Annotated in this window: 16 protein-coding genes and 1 tRNA gene; 4 read left to right on the top strand and 13 right to left on the bottom strand. The window is 53.2% G+C overall.

Translation table 11 applies throughout. From position 1 onward, the window contains the following. Nucleotides 1–133: 133 nt before the first annotated feature. From OEZ10_14440 to OEZ10_14485, 10 genes are all read right to left on the bottom strand, one after another. Nucleotides 134–2161 (bottom strand): S9 family peptidase, encoded by a 2028-nt coding sequence (locus tag OEZ10_14440; GenBank protein MDH5634166.1) that lies wholly within the window; start codon nt 2159–2161, stop codon nt 134–136. Nucleotides 2162–2376: 215 nt separating this feature from the next. After that, nucleotides 2377–2910, bottom strand: a complete 534-nt coding sequence (locus OEZ10_14445) for a hypothetical protein (protein MDH5634167.1) — start codon at nt 2908–2910, stop codon at nt 2377–2379. A gap of 136 nt (nt 2911–3046) precedes the next feature. Next, the gene (locus OEZ10_14450) at nt 3047–3706 is read right to left on the bottom strand and encodes a glutathione S-transferase family protein (protein MDH5634168.1); all 660 of its coding nucleotides are present in this window, start codon (nt 3704–3706) and stop codon (nt 3047–3049) included. Between the two features lie 101 nt (nt 3707–3807). Next, nucleotides 3808–4623, bottom strand: coding sequence for a 23S rRNA pseudouridine(2605) synthase RluB (gene rluB / locus OEZ10_14455; protein ID MDH5634169.1), 816 nt, complete (start codon nt 4621–4623; stop codon nt 3808–3810). A 41-nt stretch (nt 4624–4664) separates the two neighbouring features. Then, nucleotides 4665–5549, bottom strand: coding sequence for an SMC-Scp complex subunit ScpB (gene scpB / locus OEZ10_14460; GenBank protein MDH5634170.1), 885 nt, complete (start codon nt 5547–5549; stop codon nt 4665–4667). After that, entirely contained in the window at nt 5549–6376 is an 828-nt protein-coding gene (locus tag OEZ10_14465) for a segregation/condensation protein A (protein ID MDH5634171.1), read from the bottom strand. Before OEZ10_14465 ends, scpB begins: the two co-directional genes overlap by 1 nt. A 17-nt stretch (nt 6377–6393) precedes the next feature. Then, entirely contained in the window at nt 6394–7611 is a 1218-nt protein-coding gene (locus tag OEZ10_14470; GenBank protein MDH5634172.1) for a tryptophan--tRNA ligase, read from the bottom strand. Between the two features lie 113 nt (nt 7612–7724). Next, nucleotides 7725–8378 (bottom strand): L-threonylcarbamoyladenylate synthase, encoded by a 654-nt coding sequence (locus OEZ10_14475; protein ID MDH5634173.1) that lies wholly within the window; start codon nt 8376–8378, stop codon nt 7725–7727. Nucleotides 8379–8412: 34 nt separating this feature from the next. Beyond that, nucleotides 8413–9090 carry a hypothetical protein gene (locus tag OEZ10_14480; protein MDH5634174.1) on the bottom strand — a complete coding sequence of 226 codons (678 nt, stop codon included), beginning with the start codon at nt 9088–9090 and terminating at the stop codon, nt 8413–8415. Between the two features lie 247 nt (nt 9091–9337). Further along, the gene (locus OEZ10_14485; GenBank protein ID MDH5634175.1) at nt 9338–10198 is read right to left on the bottom strand and encodes a PHP domain-containing protein; all 861 of its coding nucleotides are present in this window, start codon (nt 10196–10198) and stop codon (nt 9338–9340) included. Between the two features lie 93 nt (nt 10199–10291). Here OEZ10_14485 and OEZ10_14490 point away from each other — a divergent pair, with 93 nt between their 5' ends. The 3 genes from OEZ10_14490 to OEZ10_14500 are packed head-to-tail and all read left to right on the top strand — an operon-like array spanning nt 10292 to nt 11441. Further along, nucleotides 10292–10876 carry a septation protein A gene (locus tag OEZ10_14490; protein ID MDH5634176.1) on the top strand — a complete coding sequence of 195 codons (585 nt, stop codon included), beginning with the start codon at nt 10292–10294 and terminating at the stop codon, nt 10874–10876. After that, nucleotides 10876–11175, top strand: a complete 300-nt coding sequence (locus OEZ10_14495; GenBank protein MDH5634177.1) for a YciI family protein — start codon at nt 10876–10878, stop codon at nt 11173–11175. The genes OEZ10_14490 and OEZ10_14495 overlap by 1 nt, the downstream gene beginning before the upstream one ends. Beyond that, nucleotides 11172–11441 carry a BolA family transcriptional regulator gene (locus OEZ10_14500; GenBank protein MDH5634178.1) on the top strand — a complete coding sequence of 90 codons (270 nt, stop codon included), beginning with the start codon at nt 11172–11174 and terminating at the stop codon, nt 11439–11441. The genes OEZ10_14495 and OEZ10_14500 overlap by 4 nt, the downstream gene beginning before the upstream one ends. Before the next feature lie 72 nt (nt 11442–11513). Here OEZ10_14500 and OEZ10_14505 read toward each other — a convergent pair whose 3' ends face one another. From OEZ10_14505 to OEZ10_14515, 3 genes are all read right to left on the bottom strand, one after another. Next, a complete protein-coding gene (locus OEZ10_14505) occupies nt 11514–12254 on the bottom strand; it encodes a response regulator transcription factor (GenBank protein MDH5634179.1) in 741 nt (246 codons plus the stop codon). 321 nt (nt 12255–12575) lie between these two features. Beyond that, nucleotides 12576–13604 (bottom strand): hypothetical protein, encoded by a 1029-nt coding sequence (locus OEZ10_14510; GenBank protein ID MDH5634180.1) that lies wholly within the window; start codon nt 13602–13604, stop codon nt 12576–12578. Nucleotides 13605–13716: 112 nt separating this feature from the next. Beyond that, on the bottom strand, nt 13717–16395 hold the full coding sequence (locus tag OEZ10_14515; protein MDH5634181.1) for a PAS domain S-box protein: 2679 nt from the start codon (nt 16393–16395) through the stop codon (nt 13717–13719). Between the two features lie 232 nt (nt 16396–16627). On the opposite strand from OEZ10_14515, the gene OEZ10_14520 reads away from it, so the two are divergent. Beyond that, nucleotides 16628–16704, top strand: a tRNA-Arg gene (locus tag OEZ10_14520). Nucleotides 16705–17541 lie beyond the last annotated feature (837 nt).

A 17541-nucleotide genomic window follows, 5' to 3' on the forward strand; every position in this document is an offset into this window, starting at 1 on the left:
GAAAATCGGTCGCGGTGCATCATGCCATTACACGCGCATTTGGCAACCGGGCCCGAACAAGGCCCGGGCCAATTAATTTAGCAGCTTGATGCGAGCCGGATTCATTCCGGTTTACATCGGTTCCGGCACTGTACTAGGCATCGGGCGCGAAGCACCCGGCAAAAAAGCCCATCATCGCCCTGAACAACTCCAGGTTGTTTTCCTCACGGGCAAATCCATGACCCTCGTTGTACTTGACCATGTATGGCACTTCGAAGCCTCGCGCACGCAGCTTGCTGACAATCTGGTCGGATTCATTGATGTTCACGCGCGGATCATTGGCGCCCTGAACCACAAACAGAGGTTTCTTGATCTTATCCACCTGGTGAACCGGTGAAACGGTCAGGGCAATCTCCTTCTCTTTCGGGTTGTCAAGGTCATACCAGATATCCTTCATCAGTTTGCGGTACGGCTCCCAGTAAGGCGGAATGGAATTCATGAACGTTTCGATATTGGATACGCCGACGTAGTCCACGCCACAGGCATAAAGATCAGGTGTCTTCACCAGACCCATCAGCACCGCGTAGCCACCATGGCTGCCGCCAAAGACACCAATCCGTTTTTCATCCACCCAGCCCTGCTTGACCACGTAGGCAATACCGTCTTCGACATCATCCATGGCCTTGCGCCCCACCTGTTTGAACCCGGCCTTGAGAAAGGTCTTGCCGTAGCCCCCGGAAATACGGAAATTGACACGCAGTGTGGCGTAACCGCGGCTGGCGAAGAGCTGATCCAATGGGCTGAAACGCCACTCATCCCTTACACCCTGGGGTCCGCCATGAGGTACAACGATAAGCGGGATTTTTTCCCCGGCTTTCGCGGATTTGGGCCTGGTAACATAACCATGAATGGTTAACCCATCTCGGCTGCTGAACTGTATCGGCGTCATTTCCGACATGTCCGCCTCGTCCAAATGAGGCAAAATACTGATCAATTCCTTTACTGACTGTGTCCTGGTGTCGTACTGGTAGTAAACACCACGGGAGCGATCGCTACTCGCCACCACCATCAGCTTGTCTTCTGCATCGGTTGCATCAAGTATGCTGAAGACCCTGTCACCAAACTTTTCGGTCAGTACTTCATGTATCTTTTTATACTCCGTGCTCACGGGAACGATTTGCGGTTTGGCGCCCTCAAAGGAAATATAATCCAGCTCATACCCTCGCTTGCGACTGAGCCTCATATTCTCAACATCGTAGCTTTCGTTGGCATAGATTTCCCGGGTAACTTTCTTTTTGGCAAGATCGTACAAGACCACCCGGGACTTGTCGCTGTCCAGGTTGGTGACAACATACGCGTCATCGGGATTCTTCGACGTGTAATCAAATTCGACAATATTGAAATTTTCGTACCAATTGGCACGCACTACCAGTTCAAAGTTTCCGGTTTTCCGGTTCTTGTAATAAATGTCTGTAAACACATCATCCGCCTGTTTACCATAGGCACGTAACTCGCCATGGCGGTCAAACTGGTATCCCATGATGGGGTTTTTCTCGTCCTTGTTTTCCATCAGTTGCTCAAGTTTACCGGTATTAATGTTGACCTTGTATGGCTCAAACACCTTCGGATTGTTCTTGTTCAGGGTGACAATAATATGTTCCTTGTCATCCTTGAGATCATTCTCCAGGTTGGCTTTTACACCGTCGAACGGCGTCAAATCGACCTCGTTACTGCCGTCCACGCTGATGGCGTAAACGTGATAGTTCTCGTCGCCACCCTTATCCATGGCATAGGCAACACGCTCGTTGTTGAGCCACAAATAGCGCCTGATGGGCTGATCCTTTTCCTGGACCAGTTGCCTGGTCTTGCCGCTGGCCACATCCTGAATCACGAGATGTTGCTTGCCATCGGTTGCGCGCTGCATGTAGGAAAGATATTTTCCATCAGGTGACATGCGCAGAATGACTTTATCCGGTTTCCTGAAAAAATCCTCAACCGAGTACCTGTACTCACCCTTGTCACGCTTGTTTAAAGCATCAAGTTGCTCTGCCGTCGAAGGCAGGGCAGTGTCGCCGGGCAAGGCGTTTTCCGTGCCTTTTTCTTTCATCGGTTCAGGAGGCGTACAGGATGCCAGCGAAACGGTCATCAGGATCACTACAACTTGAAGGTTGAGACTTTTCATTATTATCCTCGCTAAGTTGATTCCAGGTCATGCTGCGAATGTAACGAATGCAGGCAATAACACGATGCAAACCGCTGATCTGCCGTGCTGTACTGGACTGTTGTGGTATGAGAGCAAAACGAAGTATCACCGAATAACTTCTATTTATTGTATGCGAAACAGTTTATCAGCAACATAGTCACCGGGATAGTCCGATATTGGACCCCTGCCCGGTCCTATGTATTGCCTGCAGCCCGGTCCAGCTCCGCACGAATCTCGACGACAAACTGCCGGTATTGGTCATCATCCATATAATGAGACGCTTCCTTGACTGCCGATGTCATGATACCGGCATGCAGCCTGGCATTGACCTTGTCTCCTGAATTGGCAAGACGGATACTGCTGTGCAGATGATCCCGGGCACTTTGTTTCAGCTTGTCAGCCAGGTGAGTCTCCATGGCTCCGGCACCATGCCGGGAAACAAAATTCCGGCTCAGACTGTTGGGCAACGCTTCAACGGAATGCGTCCGGGCTGTCGTTGATTTTGAGCTGACTGCAGGCTGCCCGGATCCGGCAGGCTCGGCAAATCCCGGCGACGGTTTTGGTCTTGCCCTTGTGATGTACTGCTCCAGCTGGCTGGCTACGTCGCCAGAGTGATCGCCGGAAACACCTGATCGATAGCTGCGGCTGCGCTGAAGATAGATGCGTCGCGCAAGACCTTCATAGAGGCCCTGCAATACCTGGAATAATGAATGGTTCCGGGCTGACATGGTGACACCTCCACAATACCCGAGCCTGAATGGCAAATGAAATCCTTATACCACCGGTCTCGAAGTATTTCCTTGACTGGTGACAACAATCATTATCATTTCAGGGAGCTGCCGGAAACGATCGGGTGCTCCGGGCCTAGCTCAACAGCACAGAGCAATGTCCGCCCATACCGATAACCCAGGCCTTGTAGGCGGCGGCAAAATCTTCCACGACCGATTGTTGCACGGACTCACGCTGCAGTAACCGGTTTGACCAACTGGCCAGCACCGAATCCGGTTCAAACAGCCTCAGAGGGCTGACCTCATCAACAATGGCGATACGCATGAAGAACGGGGCATACGCAGCATCGGCCAGTGAAAACGCCTCGCCATTAAAATATGGTCCGTGCACCACCGGTTCGAGATGCGCAAGCTGTGTTCGCAAACTGTCCCGCACCTGTTCGAATTCATCCCCGGTCGCGGCCTTGATCAGTTTGCTGTTGGTCATGTTCAGCTCGGATGCAAATACAATCCAGGCGCGATCAACGGCCCGGGTCAACTTGTCGTCCGGCAACAGCGATGGTGACTTCAATTCATCGAGATATTCGCCAATAGCGGCCGATTCAAACAATACCGCATCACCCACACGTAACAGCGGTACCTTCTTGAATGGCGATATCTCAAGGAACCACTGCGGTGGTTCCTTGAGATTGATATAGGTAACCTTGATATCAATACCCTTTTCGCGCGCGATAACCAGGTCACGCTGTGCAAACGGGCAGAACTTGAAACTGACAAGTTCAGGCAAATTGCTCATTACCAGTCCTCATATTTACCACTTGGTTTTTCGGCATTATGTCGCGACTGCGACGACGACAGCTTGATGCAAATCAAGTCATATCAAACCATGAAGAACTGTTAACGACGGGACGAACGCTTTCCCGGTTTGTTGGCACGCGCCGGCTTGGATCGGGGCGCCGCTTCTGCGCGCAACCCGACCAGTTGATACAGCACTTGTATCTGCGCCTCGTCAAGATCCTGCCATCGTCCTTGCCTGACCTGGCGCGAGAGGTTGATCGGGCCAAAGCGGACGCGCGTCAGGCGACTGACCTGCAGTCCTTGCGATTCCCACAGGCGGCGCACTTCGCGGTTTTTTCCTTCGTTAAGTGTGACGTGATACCAGTGGTTGCTGCCTTCTCCGCCACGATCGGAAATACTGTTAAAACTGGCGAGCCCGTCATCCAGCTCCACGCCCTTGCGCAGGACTTGCAGCATTTGTTGGCTTACCTCGCCATGAATCCTGACCGCATACTCGCGCTCGATTTCATAACGCGGATGCATCAGGCGATTGGCCAATTCACCATCTGTTGTGAATAACATCAATCCACCAGTATTGACATCAAGCCGGCCAACGGACACCCAGCGACCGTTATGCAGTCGTGGCAAGGACTCAAACACCGTCGGCCTGCCTTGCGGGTCTGAACGGGTACAGATTTCACCTTCGGGTTTGTTATAAACAAGAATACGTCGTCTTGGCGCCTTGCGCTCAAGATGGACAATGTGGCCATCCACGCGAATGGTTTGATTGGGAAGAACCCGCGCACCCAGCTGAACGACCTTGCCGTCAACAGATACACGGCCCTCTTCAATCCAGCGCTCCAGCTCACGTCGCGAACCGAGCCCGGCATGGGCCAGGACCTTTTGCAGCTTTTCGCCTTCCGGTACTGCGCTCATGGGCGGATGCTCAACCAAAGGTTGATGGATAATTCCATGAATCAGGGTTGCTCGACTGATCCGGATTCCGTGGTTTCATCGGTGACTTCAGCTTCAGTCGCGGCAACCACTGCTGCTTCCCGTGTCTCGTCATCCATGGCCGGTTCATCAGTGACGGTTTCCATGGACTCGGACTCGGCTTCGGCTTCTCCCGGTAACTCGGTGGCTGCCTCGGCATCCCTGCTGCCCAGGCCCAGGGGCAGGTTCAGCTCCCGGCTAATATCATCAAGATCACGTAATTCGGCCAGTGTTGGCAATTCGCTCAGGCTCTTGAGATTGAAATATTCAAGGAATCCGCGCGTGGTGCCATACAAGGATGGCTTGCCGGGCACATCACGCTGGCCCACCTGCCTGACCCAGTCACGCTCCTGGAGCTGGCGAATGATTTCCGAACTGACCGAAACGCCGCGAATTTCCTCGATGTCGCCACGGGTGACCGGTTGACGATAGGCAATGATAGCCAATGTTTCGAGGGCAGCCCGCGAATAGCGAGGTGGTTTTTCCTCGGTCAGGCGTGACAGCCAGTTTACGTATTTTTCGCGACTCTGGATGCGCCAGCCACGTTCAATCTGTTTCAGTTCAATGCCGCGGTCCGTATAGTCTTCCTCAATGGACACCAGCGCCGCCTTGATTTCTTCGCGATCCGGCTGCGAATCTTCGGGGAACAGTGCCAACATCTTGTTCAAGGATAATGGACCACCGGCTACCAGCAGTGCGGCTTCGATAATATTCTTGATTTCGGCATTCACAACAATGTCGGCGGCAACGTCGATATCGTTATCATCAAATTGCTCGCCAGCCTGTTCACTGGCCTGATCATTGTTCTGCTCGGCAGATTCTGAAGGTTCCATGGATTCAGTTTCTTCGATTTGTTCAACTTCTGACATTACGCTGCCGCCTTGACATGAATAGGTGCATACGGTTCTGCCTGTTGCAGAACCAGCAAGGATTCCTTGATCAGCTCAAGAATGGCCATGAAGGTCACTACCAGGCCCATGCGCCCTTCCTTGAGATTAAACAGTTTTTCAAAAGGTGTGAATGTTTCACTGTTCACAACCTCGAGTACCATGGTCATACGCTCACGCACGGATAACAATTCACGTGTGATATGGTGATGCTTGTTCAGCTCGGCACGATCAAGCACACGCTTGAAAGCCGCGACCAGGTCATCAAAGCGCACATCCGGCGGTGGCGCCTTGGGCCGCTCGCCATGAAACTCTGCCACGGCAACATACAGATCGCGGCCGACACGCGGCAACTCATTGATATCTTCAGCTGCCTTGCGATAACGCTCGTATTCCTGCAACCGCCGCACCAGTTCGGCACGTGGATCGCCGCCTTCTTCCTCTTCTTTCTCGGGTCGCGGCAACAGCATGCGTGACTTGATCTCCGCCAGCATCGCAGCCATCACCAGGTATTCCGCTGCCAGTTCCAGGCGCATTTCCTGCATCAGGTTGATGTAGGACACGTACTGGTCGGTAATCTGGGCAACCGGGATATCGAGAATATCCAGGTTCTGCTTGCGAATCAGGTACAGCAGCAAGTCCAGTGGCCCCTCAAATGCGTCCAGGATGACTTCCAGTGCATCGGGTGGAATATACAAGTCCTTTGGCAACTCGGTGACCGCTTCGCCACGAACGATGGCAAACGGCATCTCTTCCTGCCGCGGTGCCTGCAAGTCCGGCTGCTCGTTATGCTCGGTGTTTTCGGTCATGGTTGTTGTATTCTCATTTAGTATTGCAGGCCCATGGCGGCACGCACTTCTTCCATGGTCTCTTCAGCAACATCACGGGCCCGCTGACAGCCCTCGGTGATGATATTCTGCACCAGCGCCGCATCCCTGGAAAACTCGGCTGCCCGTTGCTGAATCGGCTCCAGCTCCGCCAGCACGGCGCTGATGACCGGCTGCTTGCATTCAACACAGCCAATCCCGGCAGTTGTACAACCTTCCCTGGCCCATTCCCGGGTCTTGTCATCGGAATAGACCTCGTGGAACTGCCATACCGGGCACCGGCCCGGGTCACCCGGATCATCACGACGCACGCGATTGGTGTCGGTTGGCATGGTACGCAAATTCTTCTCAATCGTTACCGCGTCATCACGCAAGGCAATCGTATTATTGTAGGACTTGGACATTTTTTGCCCGTCCAGGCCTGGCATCTTGGCCGCTGTCGTCAGCAGTGCCTGTGGCTCAGGCAGAATGATACGGCCGCCGCCCTCAAGGAAGCCGAACAGCCGCTCCCGGTCGCCCAGGGTAATATTTTGCTGATTCTCCAGCACTTGCCTGGCCTTGGCCAAGGCTTCGTCATCACCCTTTTCCTGGTAAGCTGTCAGGCACTCACGGTACAGCTTGGCGGCCTTTTTGCCCATTTTCTTGATCGCCGCCTCGGCCTTTTCCTCGTAACCGGGCTCGCGGCCATAGATATGGTTGAACCGACGCGCCACTTCCCGGGTCAGCTCCACGTGCACCACCTGGTCTTCACCGACAGGCACGCCGCCGGCGCGGTACATGAGAATGTCGGCGGCCTGCAACAGCGGGTAACCCAGGAAACCGTAGGTAGATAAATCCTTGTCCTTGAGTTTTTGTTGCTGATCCTTGTAGGTCGGCACCCGTTCCAGCCATGATAGCGGCGTTATCATCGACAACAACGTATAGAGCTCCGCATGCTGGGGAATCCGGGACTGGAAAAACAGCACCGCATGCTGCGGATCCACACCCGCCGCCAGCCAGTCAATCACCATTTCCCAGACGCTGTCACCGATAACACCCGGGTCCTCGTAGTGCGTCGTCAGCGCATGCCAATCAGCGACAAAAAAGAAACACTCGTATTCATTCTGCAGCTTGATCCAGTTTTTCAGGACGCCGTGGTAATGGCCCAGGTGCAAGCGGCCAGTAGGCCGCATACCGGAAAGCACGCGCATCGGCTGGCCGGGTAAAACAGTGTTCATTCTTATCGGGTTTCCTGTAGGGTTAATGCAGCAGGCTCAGGGCAAAGACTGCCTGATTGCGCGGTTATTCTCATGTCGGGGAAACGGGTTTCACACATTAGCGCCCGAGTATATCAGGCGAACTCATCTTCTGGCAGTAGCTCCGACAGCCCCAGGCATTCGAGATCACCCTTGCCTCGCCTGAGCAGTTCGGGAGTACCGTCCAGGAGTCGCACCACGGTCGTGGGCTCCAGCGGGCAAGCGCCGCCATCTATCACCAGGTCCAGCTCGCGCTCGAGTCGCTCACGTATTTCCTGCGGGTCATTCAGCGGCAAACTGTCCCCGGGCAACATCAGGGTCGCGCTCATGATGGGCTCGCCAAGTGACTCCAGAAGCGCCCGGACAATGGCGTTGTCGGGCACGCGCAGGCCGATAGTCTTGCGCTTCGGATTCAGCAGGCGCCGAGGCACTTCCCGGGATGCCGGCAAAACAAAGGTATACGGGCCAGGCGTACAATGCTTGAGCAACCGGAAATCGGCATTGCTGACCTTAGCATAGTTCGCCAATTCGGACAGGTCGCTGCACACCAGGGTAAAATCATGCTCCTGGCCCAGGCGTCGAATCCGGCTGATTTTGTCCATCGCCGCCTTGTCGCCCAGGTGACAACCCAGCGCGTAGCTGGAGTCGGTTGGGTAGGCAATGACACCGCCACCGTGCAGGATCTCCACAGCCTGGCGAATCAGCCTGACCTGGGGATTCACCGGATGTATCTCAAAATACTGCGCCACTACCCAACTCCATTACCGCGACCACGGCGACCCGTTATTTTCGTTTTCGGCTCTTGCTGAAGAATTTCTCGATTTCACCGGCAGCCCACTTTTGGCCACCAATGCCAAAGGCTAGCGCCATTGCCAGCACAATACCGCCAAACAGGATCAGGAACGCCGGGTATAAAATGGCATCACCGATATTCATCTGACCCAGGGCGATAATGATGACAAATACCATGATGGCGTAGCGCGAAAGTCGGCCCATGATCTCGGCGTCTTCCATGCCGACGTTCTTGCCGTAGGCCACGACAGATTCTGAGACAAACCGGGCGAAATACAGTCCGACAGTCAGGATCAGGATGGAAACAATGACATTGGGAATGAACTGGGCAATACGACTGACCAGGTCTGATACCACGGTCAGGCCAAGCATATTGAATGCGACAAGCCAGGTAGCGAGAATGATCAGCCAGTAGATCAACACACCAATTATATCAATGGTGGTCTTCTTGATTCCGCCCTGCTTGAGAAACTTGTCGATACCGGCGCGATCAGTCAAGGTATCGAAATTCACCAGCCTCAACCCTTTCAATACACCGTAGGCCAGTGCCTTCGCCAACAGCCAACCGGCAACCAATACGATCACGGCCGCAATAAACTTCGGCATGAACTGAATTATCTGCTGCCAGAATTCCTGCACCGAGCCCAACGCAACACTTACCTGGTCCATATGCTCACCTGCCCTGGAGATTGATTCGTGACGCGCGAATCGTGCGTTTTTGCCGGGGTAATGTCAACGCACGATGAGGGTTCGTCGATGGATGCAAGACCTGGACAGCTCCGGGCTGACGAGGCAAAAATTGTCCCGATTCAATTCATGCGATGAGCAAGGGTGTACAGGTGTTCGGCTTGATTCATCAAACACCGGTCAGGAACATTCCAGCCCGCGATGTGATCGTCAGAAAATCAGCATGCTTCTATGAAGTCCCGGGATCACCACTTGAGTCCAGCCACCGTCGCCAGATCGGATCACACTCCACGGGCAGTTTCGGCAAGCGCCCAAGACTGAGCCAGCGTTGCTCCGGACCGTGGTAGTCCGAACCTACTGACGCCATGAGCTGAAACTCCTTGGCAAAACGGGATATCTTCTCGGTTTCACCTGGGTGCTGGCTGCCTGAAATCACCTCCACGGCTTCACCGCCAATCTCGGCAAATTCAGCAAACAACGCACGCAAGCGCCCGCTGCCAAGCTTGTAGCGACCTGGATGAGCAATAACTGCATGACCACCAGCAACACGTATCCATTCCACGGCCTGTTCAAGGCTGGCCCATTCAGTTTGTGCATACCCCGCCTTGCCGCCGCTGAGATATTTCTTGAATGCCTGGGGAATATCGCGTGCATGTCCGGCACTCACCAGCGCGCGGGCAAAATGGGTGCGACTGACGATGGGTCCATGCACATGGTTTCGTAACTCCTGTTCCATGGAATCAAAACCCTTCTTAACCAGTTTCTGACTCATGACCGCCGCACGCTCATGGCGAATCGCCACCAGTCGGTCCAGGCCGCGCTGCAGGGTTTCGTTGGCGGGATCGATTTGAAGTCCGACAATATGCACCGTTCTACCCGACCAGGTTGCCGATATCTCGACACCGGGAACAAACTCGATATCCTGCTCCGCTGCCAGTACCGCAGCCTCTTCAAGCCCGGCGGTGGTATCGTGATCAGTCAGTGCCAGCACCTGTACGCCGGCTACGGCGGCCGCATTTACCAGCTCTTTTGGCGACAAACTGCCATCCGATAGATGGGTGTGTGTATGAAGATCGTAACATCGATTCATGGGGTATCAGTCAATTCCCGGTTGGCTTGCATGGTTGCCCGAACCGCAATTGTAATGCCAGAATACGCGGCCACCAAACCGGACAGTGAGCTGATGAAGTTTTTATACGATTTTTTTCCACTCATCCTGTTTTTTGCCGCGTTCAAGTTACACGGAATCTATGCGGCAACGGCAACCGCGATTGTCGCCTCCTTCATCCAGGTAGGCTGGTACTACTGGCGTCACCGCAAATTTGAAACTGCTCACATTGTCGGCCTGGCTGCCATCAGCTTTTTCGGTGGCCTGACCCTGCTGCTTCAGGACGAAACTTTCATCAAGTGGAAACCGAGCATCGTCTACTGGATTCTCGCCGGCGTATTCCTGGTCAGCGGCTTGCGCGGCGGTCGCTCCATTACCCAGCGCATGTTTGATGGCCAGGTCAAGCTGCCTGACACAATGTGGCGCAACCTGAACCTGCAATGGGTGGTGTTTTTTGTCGTCGTGGGCCTGCTGAACGTTTATGTTGCCTTTTATTATGGTCTCGACCTTGCTGATGACATGCGTCGGGAAATCTGGGTCAACTTCAAGGTCTTTGGCCTGATGGCACTGACATTTGTATTTGTCATCATCCAGGCGATCATCATGTCTCGTCACATGGAAGAAACGGATGACAACAAAACAAGCGGGGAGCAATCCTGATGTACTATGTCATAATTGGTACCGATGTCGATAACAGCCTGGAAAAACGACTGGCGGTGCGCGCCGCCCACCTTGCGCGTCTCGAAGCACTGAACAAGCAGGGACGATTGTTGGTTGCCGGACCATGCCCGGCCATTGATGCCGAAGACCCCGGTCAGGCCGGCTTTAGCGGCAGCGTCGTGATTGCCGAGTTTGATTCGCTACATGATGCGAACAACTGGGCCAATGACGATCCTTATATCAGCGGCGGTGTTTACCGTGATGTTGTGGTCAAGCCATACAAAAAGGTACTGCCATGAATGAACGGGCACAGGAAATAGAGCGCAGGCTGCGTGATACACTGAAACCGGAAAGCCTGGAGATTATTGACGAAAGTCATTTACATGCCGGTCATGCCGGGGCCAAGGGTGGTGCCGGTCATTATGTTGTTACCATAGTTGCCGACGCCTTTCGCAACCTGAACACCATGTCACGGCACCGCCTGGTTTACACCGCGCTGGGCGACATGATGCCACGGGAAATCCATGCGCTCAGCATCAAGGCATTTGACCCTGATGAAATATAGCTGGTCTTGTAACTACACCAGAATCAAAAAGGCCTGCGTATGCAGGCCTTTTTGATTCATTGCAAGGCAGTATCAGTGCATCACTTCATGAGCCTGCCCGGCAGAACTTGCCGCCCCTGGTTCACTACCACCAATGTGTTCCAGACGATACCCGTGCTGATATATGGCGGACAGCTTCCAGCCTCCATCAGGATTCAGGTTAAGCTTGTTGCGCAAACGACTTATGTGAGTATCTACAGTGCGGGTATTAATCTTGGCGGAACGCCCCCACACAGTTTCTAGTATATAGCCCCGCGAAAGAATACGGCCAATATTCCTGAACAGGAACAGAGCCAGTTCAAATTCCTTGTTGGTAAGATCAATGGTGTCATCGCCGGTCTTGATATTTCGCCCGACACAGTCGACGTCATAGTTGCCAAACACAAGGTGCTTCTCATTATCGGTTTGCGGTATCGCCCGCCTTACCAGGGCGTTAAACCGGGCGAGGAATTCCTTCTCCGCTACCGGCTTTGAGATATATTCGTCGGCGCCGGTCTCCAGCGCCTTGACGATATCCTCTTCGGCATCGCGGGAGGTGACAAACAGCACCGGGATTGTGGAACCCTTCTGTTCTCGCACCCACTTGAGAATCTCTATTCCGTCGGTATCAGGCAACATCCAGTCAATAACATGAACATCGTAACTTTCCCGGCCCACTGCACGCATGAATTCCTGACCGGTACCAAAGGTTTCGCAGTCGTAACCCATCTGCTGCAACCACAATTGCAACAACCTGGCCTGGTGCTCATCGTCTTCAAGAAGTGCAATCTTCATTCACTCATCCTCATCAGTTATCCTGGAAACTCCATTCCTACTCGGCCCGAAGGCCGATGGCCGACTCATTAACTCAATAATAAACAATTCCTCATTAAAGGCTAGATCATTTACCCCCACCCAAAGAATCGGAATTAGGCATAAAGTTGATCTGCTCCCGGGTATTGCTATTCAGTTTTTGTGCCAGTTAGCAACAAGACGAATCACCCATTGAATTAAGGATTTAATTTCATACACTTACAGACGTGGAATTTCCACAAACTGCAAATAATCTATGGTATAGAGCGAAAATAATTTCTTTGTTGTGAATGCAAAAAATTGTCACTGTGCCGAAGATTTGTCACTAGCGGTCGATATCGCCCCGCCCCGACAATAGCATTCGGTTTCTTCCGAGAACCGAATGGCATCCATCGCTGCACAAGGCTGATAACCAGCCTGAATTACATCTTCAGACTGCAGGCTGGAATACGACCACTTTATCCCTTCCGTGTTTCGAAAGAAAGCGGACTGTTCGCGAATACGGTCCTCCAGCAAGCCCGCTATATTCAGTAATTGTTCGTTATAGGCAAGATGCCAATGCACAACGAGACCGCCGACAGGTGTCACGCCCTCGTAGGGCGCGCGTGATCGCAGACAGATTCTGGTTCGCTTTTCATCGACATAATAGAGATTTGATGGATATATTTCGTAGGAAAGCACGGTAGTACCACTGTCCGATAACACCGGGTAATCCCGTATTGGCCAGATAGGCTGGGTAAAACAGCCGGCTCCTTCCACTATCGGCGCCTGGCAGAAATCCCAGTAAGCTTCTGCAGGTATCGAGGACCCGGCCTTTCCATCTGGCTCTGTTTTACCGGTGCCATCCAGCGGCGATGATCCGGCAATCACGATGCGTGGATTACGAATCCAGCCGCCAGGATTTACGGAATGGGATAACGTTAGCGTCATCTTTACCCCGACAGGCTGGGCAAATCCGGGCAGATTGACCGGCGATTCTTCGTAGGCGGTGATACTGGCGCCACTCTCAAACAACCTGAACTGTACGATCTTGTACAGACCAAATCCCCCGGTAGCCAGGTAATACAACAATGGCAGGCTGGTGACAATCACACCCGAAAGGAACAGGTAGAACGCCTCACCTTTTAAAGGCGCTGATCGAGGATGGATTCTAAACCATGCGTACAGTACCAGCACCAGGGCTGTGGCCACGGCAAGATAAAACCCGGTATGCATTGCCTGTTCGGGAGCGCGAAACATCATCGCACCAAGACCGGCCCCGGCCAATAATACGAGCTGGAAAAGGAAAAACAGGATTCGCGGCCATTTTCCCGCGTTACTGATATTGTCCATGGTTACCCTGCACTTGGTATAGGTTTGTCTGTGAAACGCCCGCCAACCTTACCACATCAATAATGGCATTATCAGCTCAAACCAACGGGAGGAAACATGGGCCGGACAAACGCTATCCCTGGCCGGCAGGCCGGTCTTGCAGTACCGCGTCTATCGCCGCCAGAAACTCTCCTATGTCTATAGGCTTGGTAACATAGGCCCGAAACCCGGCAGACATGCCTCGCCCCACATCCCCGGGCATGGCATTGGCGCTTACGGCAATGACCGGAATATCAACGGTGGCGGGATCCTGCTGCAGTTTTTCCATCGCTTCGAAGCCATCCATTCCCGGCAGGTTAATATCCATCAATACCAGGTCGGGAACATGCGCTGCCGCCAGCTCAAGGCCGAGTACGGCATTGTCTGCGGATAACAACGTAAAATCATAGCGCCGACCAAGGATATGCTGAACCAGCTTCAGGTTGGCCGGGTTATCCTCGATATACAGGATGCTCAGGCCACTGATGTCTCCCGCTTCCGCAAATCCCGGGTTGGGAGTTCCTTCATCGTCGCCGGATTCGAACCCGGCGGGCATCTCAGCGACGGGTAACTCAACTATAAAGCTGCTGCCCTTGCCAACATGGCTTTCAACGACAATCTTCCCGGCCATTATCTTCAGAAGTTTTTCGGTGATGGTCAGGCCAATTCCGCTGCCTTCTATATCGCTGTTTTCAGCGTTGAGCCGATGAAATGGTTCAAACAACTTGCTGATATCATTCAGATCAATTCCCGGACCGGTATCGGTCACGGTAAACCGGACTTGCCCTGCTTCGGCGTTGGCGACCTTGATATCTACTTTACCCTTGGGCCTGTTGTACTTGATAGCGTTGGAGATCAGGTTCATCAACACCTGTTTCAGACGCACCCGGTCAGCCAATACCGCACTGACATCTGGCTCAAATTGAACCTGGATGGCAATCTCTGCCTTGTCTGCCAACGGCTTCGCCAGCAGATAACACGCTTCTACCAGCTCCCTGGTTTCAACAGGCTCAATGGAAAGTGAAATCTTTCCGCTTTCCACCTTGGCCAGATCCAGTACTTCATTGATCAATTCCAGAAGATGATAGCCGCCCTTGAGGATGTGTCGAACAGAATCCTGCTGATCTTCACTGAGCGATTGCTCATCCAGTTCCAGCACCTGGGCAAATCCGAGTATGGCATTCAACGGCGTACGCAACTCGTGACTCATTCTTGACAGGAAATCGGATTTCGCCCTGTTGGACTCTTCAGCTTGTTCCTTGGCTTGCATCAGCTCATCGGCTGCCTGTTTTCGCTTGGTGATGTCTCTCAAAATACCGACAAAACCGCGTTTCTGACCAAACATTACCGGCGCGACATTCAGCTCCATTGGAAACTGGCTTCCGTCTTTTCGCTGACCAAAAAGATCCCTGGCATTATTGATGATCCGCGGAGCATTAAGAGTCGATTTATCGGTGTATTGTTCATGAAGAACACGTTCATTTTCCGGCAGCAGAATAGATACATTTCTGCCGGAAACCTCTTGTTCGGTGTAACCGAATACGAGCTCTGCGGCCGGATTAAAGGTTTCAATATTACCTTGTGAGTCTATGGTTACCACGCCCTCGGCAACAGCTTCGAGTATTGCGCGCTGCTTGTACTCAGTGGCTTGCAGCTGCTCGGTTCGGGTCCCCACCAGCCCTTCAACCTCCAGCATTTTCCGGGCATTGGATTGTAATACCGCGATCAATCCTCCAGTCAGCATTAACCCAACCACCAGGACAAACCACGAGCGTGTATTGACGGTGCGACTGAAATAATGTGATGAGGATTTGAACTCCAGGGCCCATTTTATTCCGGGTAACTCAAGGGGCAGCCTGACTTCAAGCACCGCTTTTGTATTCTGGTTGACCGGGTCCCCTGAATGAGCCAGTCGGGTGCGATGCATATAGATATGGCGCTCCGCTGATGGCGACGATACATCCAGAACCGAAATATCGCTGCCAGTCGGCGGCAAGCCGACAATGGACGCCTCAAATGTAGTACCGATATCCAGCTCAAGAATAAGAAATCCCAGCACGTCGCCCCTGGAATTATCCGTTCCATTACTCTTCAGCACCGGGAAAATCGCTAATGCGTCAAAGCGATTCTCCTGGACGTGCAAAGACCCTATGTTGGAAACAAATACCGGCCTCCCGGTTAGCTCAGCCTGCTGCAGCAGGGACCTGCGTGCCGCATCAGAGCCGACATCGTACCCGATAATGTAGCCGTGAGTTGTCCTTGGTGAGACATCGGCTACCGGGTAGTAGACTTCGGCAGTTCCGCGTTTCTTTTCCGGGTAACCGGTGTTTTGAGCTACTTCGTAAATCTGTTTTTTTGAACGATGGCTCGCTGACAGATTGCGTTCGAACTTCGCTCGCTCTGTCCTGGTCACCCTGGTCACCCTGGGCACCCAGATAATCGCGTCGATCTCCGGGTAGTCGCGAATAATTGGGTCGACAAACAGGTGAAAGCTGGAGCTGCTCACTTCTTGCGAGGATTCGTAAAACCGTTTTGCGGCTTTCATTTGAGCCAGGTATTGCTCAAGACGACCCTTCAGGACCACGACGTAGGTCTGGCTACGTTTCTCATAGGATGAGAGCTCCCGGGACAGCTCCCAGTCCCGAACCTTGACATAGGCAGATATAGTGACTGCCAGTCCGATAACCGCAACCAGGATCAGTATTGGAAGATGTTCTTTCCTTGTGCCGAAGACAGGTGAAGCCTTGGATTTCGCCAGATTGGTAGGTTGCATATGTTGCGACTATTCGCCCGGTTCGTAGTTTCTTTTTTCGCCAATCCAGTCCCGGATCTATGGGGATTATAACAGTGACTCCATTCCGGCTTCGCACTTTTTCTGGAGCCCAAAATGTAGCGGAAAAAGCCGAAAATACCAGCACGACAATGTCTCACCATGTAAAATGCCTGTTCGTTGGGCTGTGCCGCTTGACAGGTTGACGTCAGCCCTGAATAATTCGCGCCTCTTCGCGCCCGTAGCTCAGCTGGATAGAGTACCTGGCTACGAACCAGGTGGTCGGAGGTTCGACTCCTTCCGGGCGCGCCAAACAAAAAAGGGTCCTCTTCTGAGGGCCCTTTGTTGCTTGGGACCGCTGAATACAGAAGCGATTCCCGCCACGAAAATCAATCAAGAGCCCAAACACAGTTTTCGTTGGCGATCGGATAATGCGGCCACGACCCGCAACGCCTTCCGGTGCTGTAGAAGCCCTGCGGGCTTCATTCAGCATTCCCTCGCATAGTTCGGTCACGCAGCCAAACAAAAAAGGGTCCTCTTCTGAGGGCCCTTTGTTGCTTGGGACCGCTGAATACAGAAGCGATTCCCGCCACGAAAATCAATCAAGAGCCCAAACACAGTTTTCGTTGGCGATCGGATAATGCGGCCACGACCCGCAACGCCTTCCGGTGCTGTAGAAGCCCTGCGGGCTTCATTCAGCATTCCCTCGCATAGTTCGGTCACGCAGCCAAACAAAAAAGGGTCCTCTTCTGAGGGCCCTTTGTTGCTTGGGACCGCTGAATACAGAAGCGATTCCCGCCACGAAAATCAATCAAGAACTCAAGGCGGTCATGGGATAGAACAGAACCTTAGACGATGGCTCATTCAGGCACTCAATGAAGCGTCGCGGGCAGTTCCATAATCAGAGAGAGGGATTACTCGGGCTGTCGCCCTACCCTTCGGGCCGCCGTTGCACGTACCGTGCGCCGGCGTTCGCCCGCATGTCATGCGGTCGTCGAACCGGCCTATAGCTTTCATCGAGGGTTCGAATACCTGCACACATCACCAATCAAATAAAAAAGACCCCGCAAGGGGGTCTTTTTTATTTGGTCTGGCGGAGAGAGAGGGATTCGAACCCTCGATACGTTTCCGTATACACGCGTTCCAGGC

Source organism: Gammaproteobacteria bacterium (assembly GCA_029880545.1).
In the GTDB taxonomy this organism is placed as follows: domain Bacteria; phylum Pseudomonadota; class Gammaproteobacteria; order Acidiferrobacterales; family SZUA-150; genus JAOUOD01.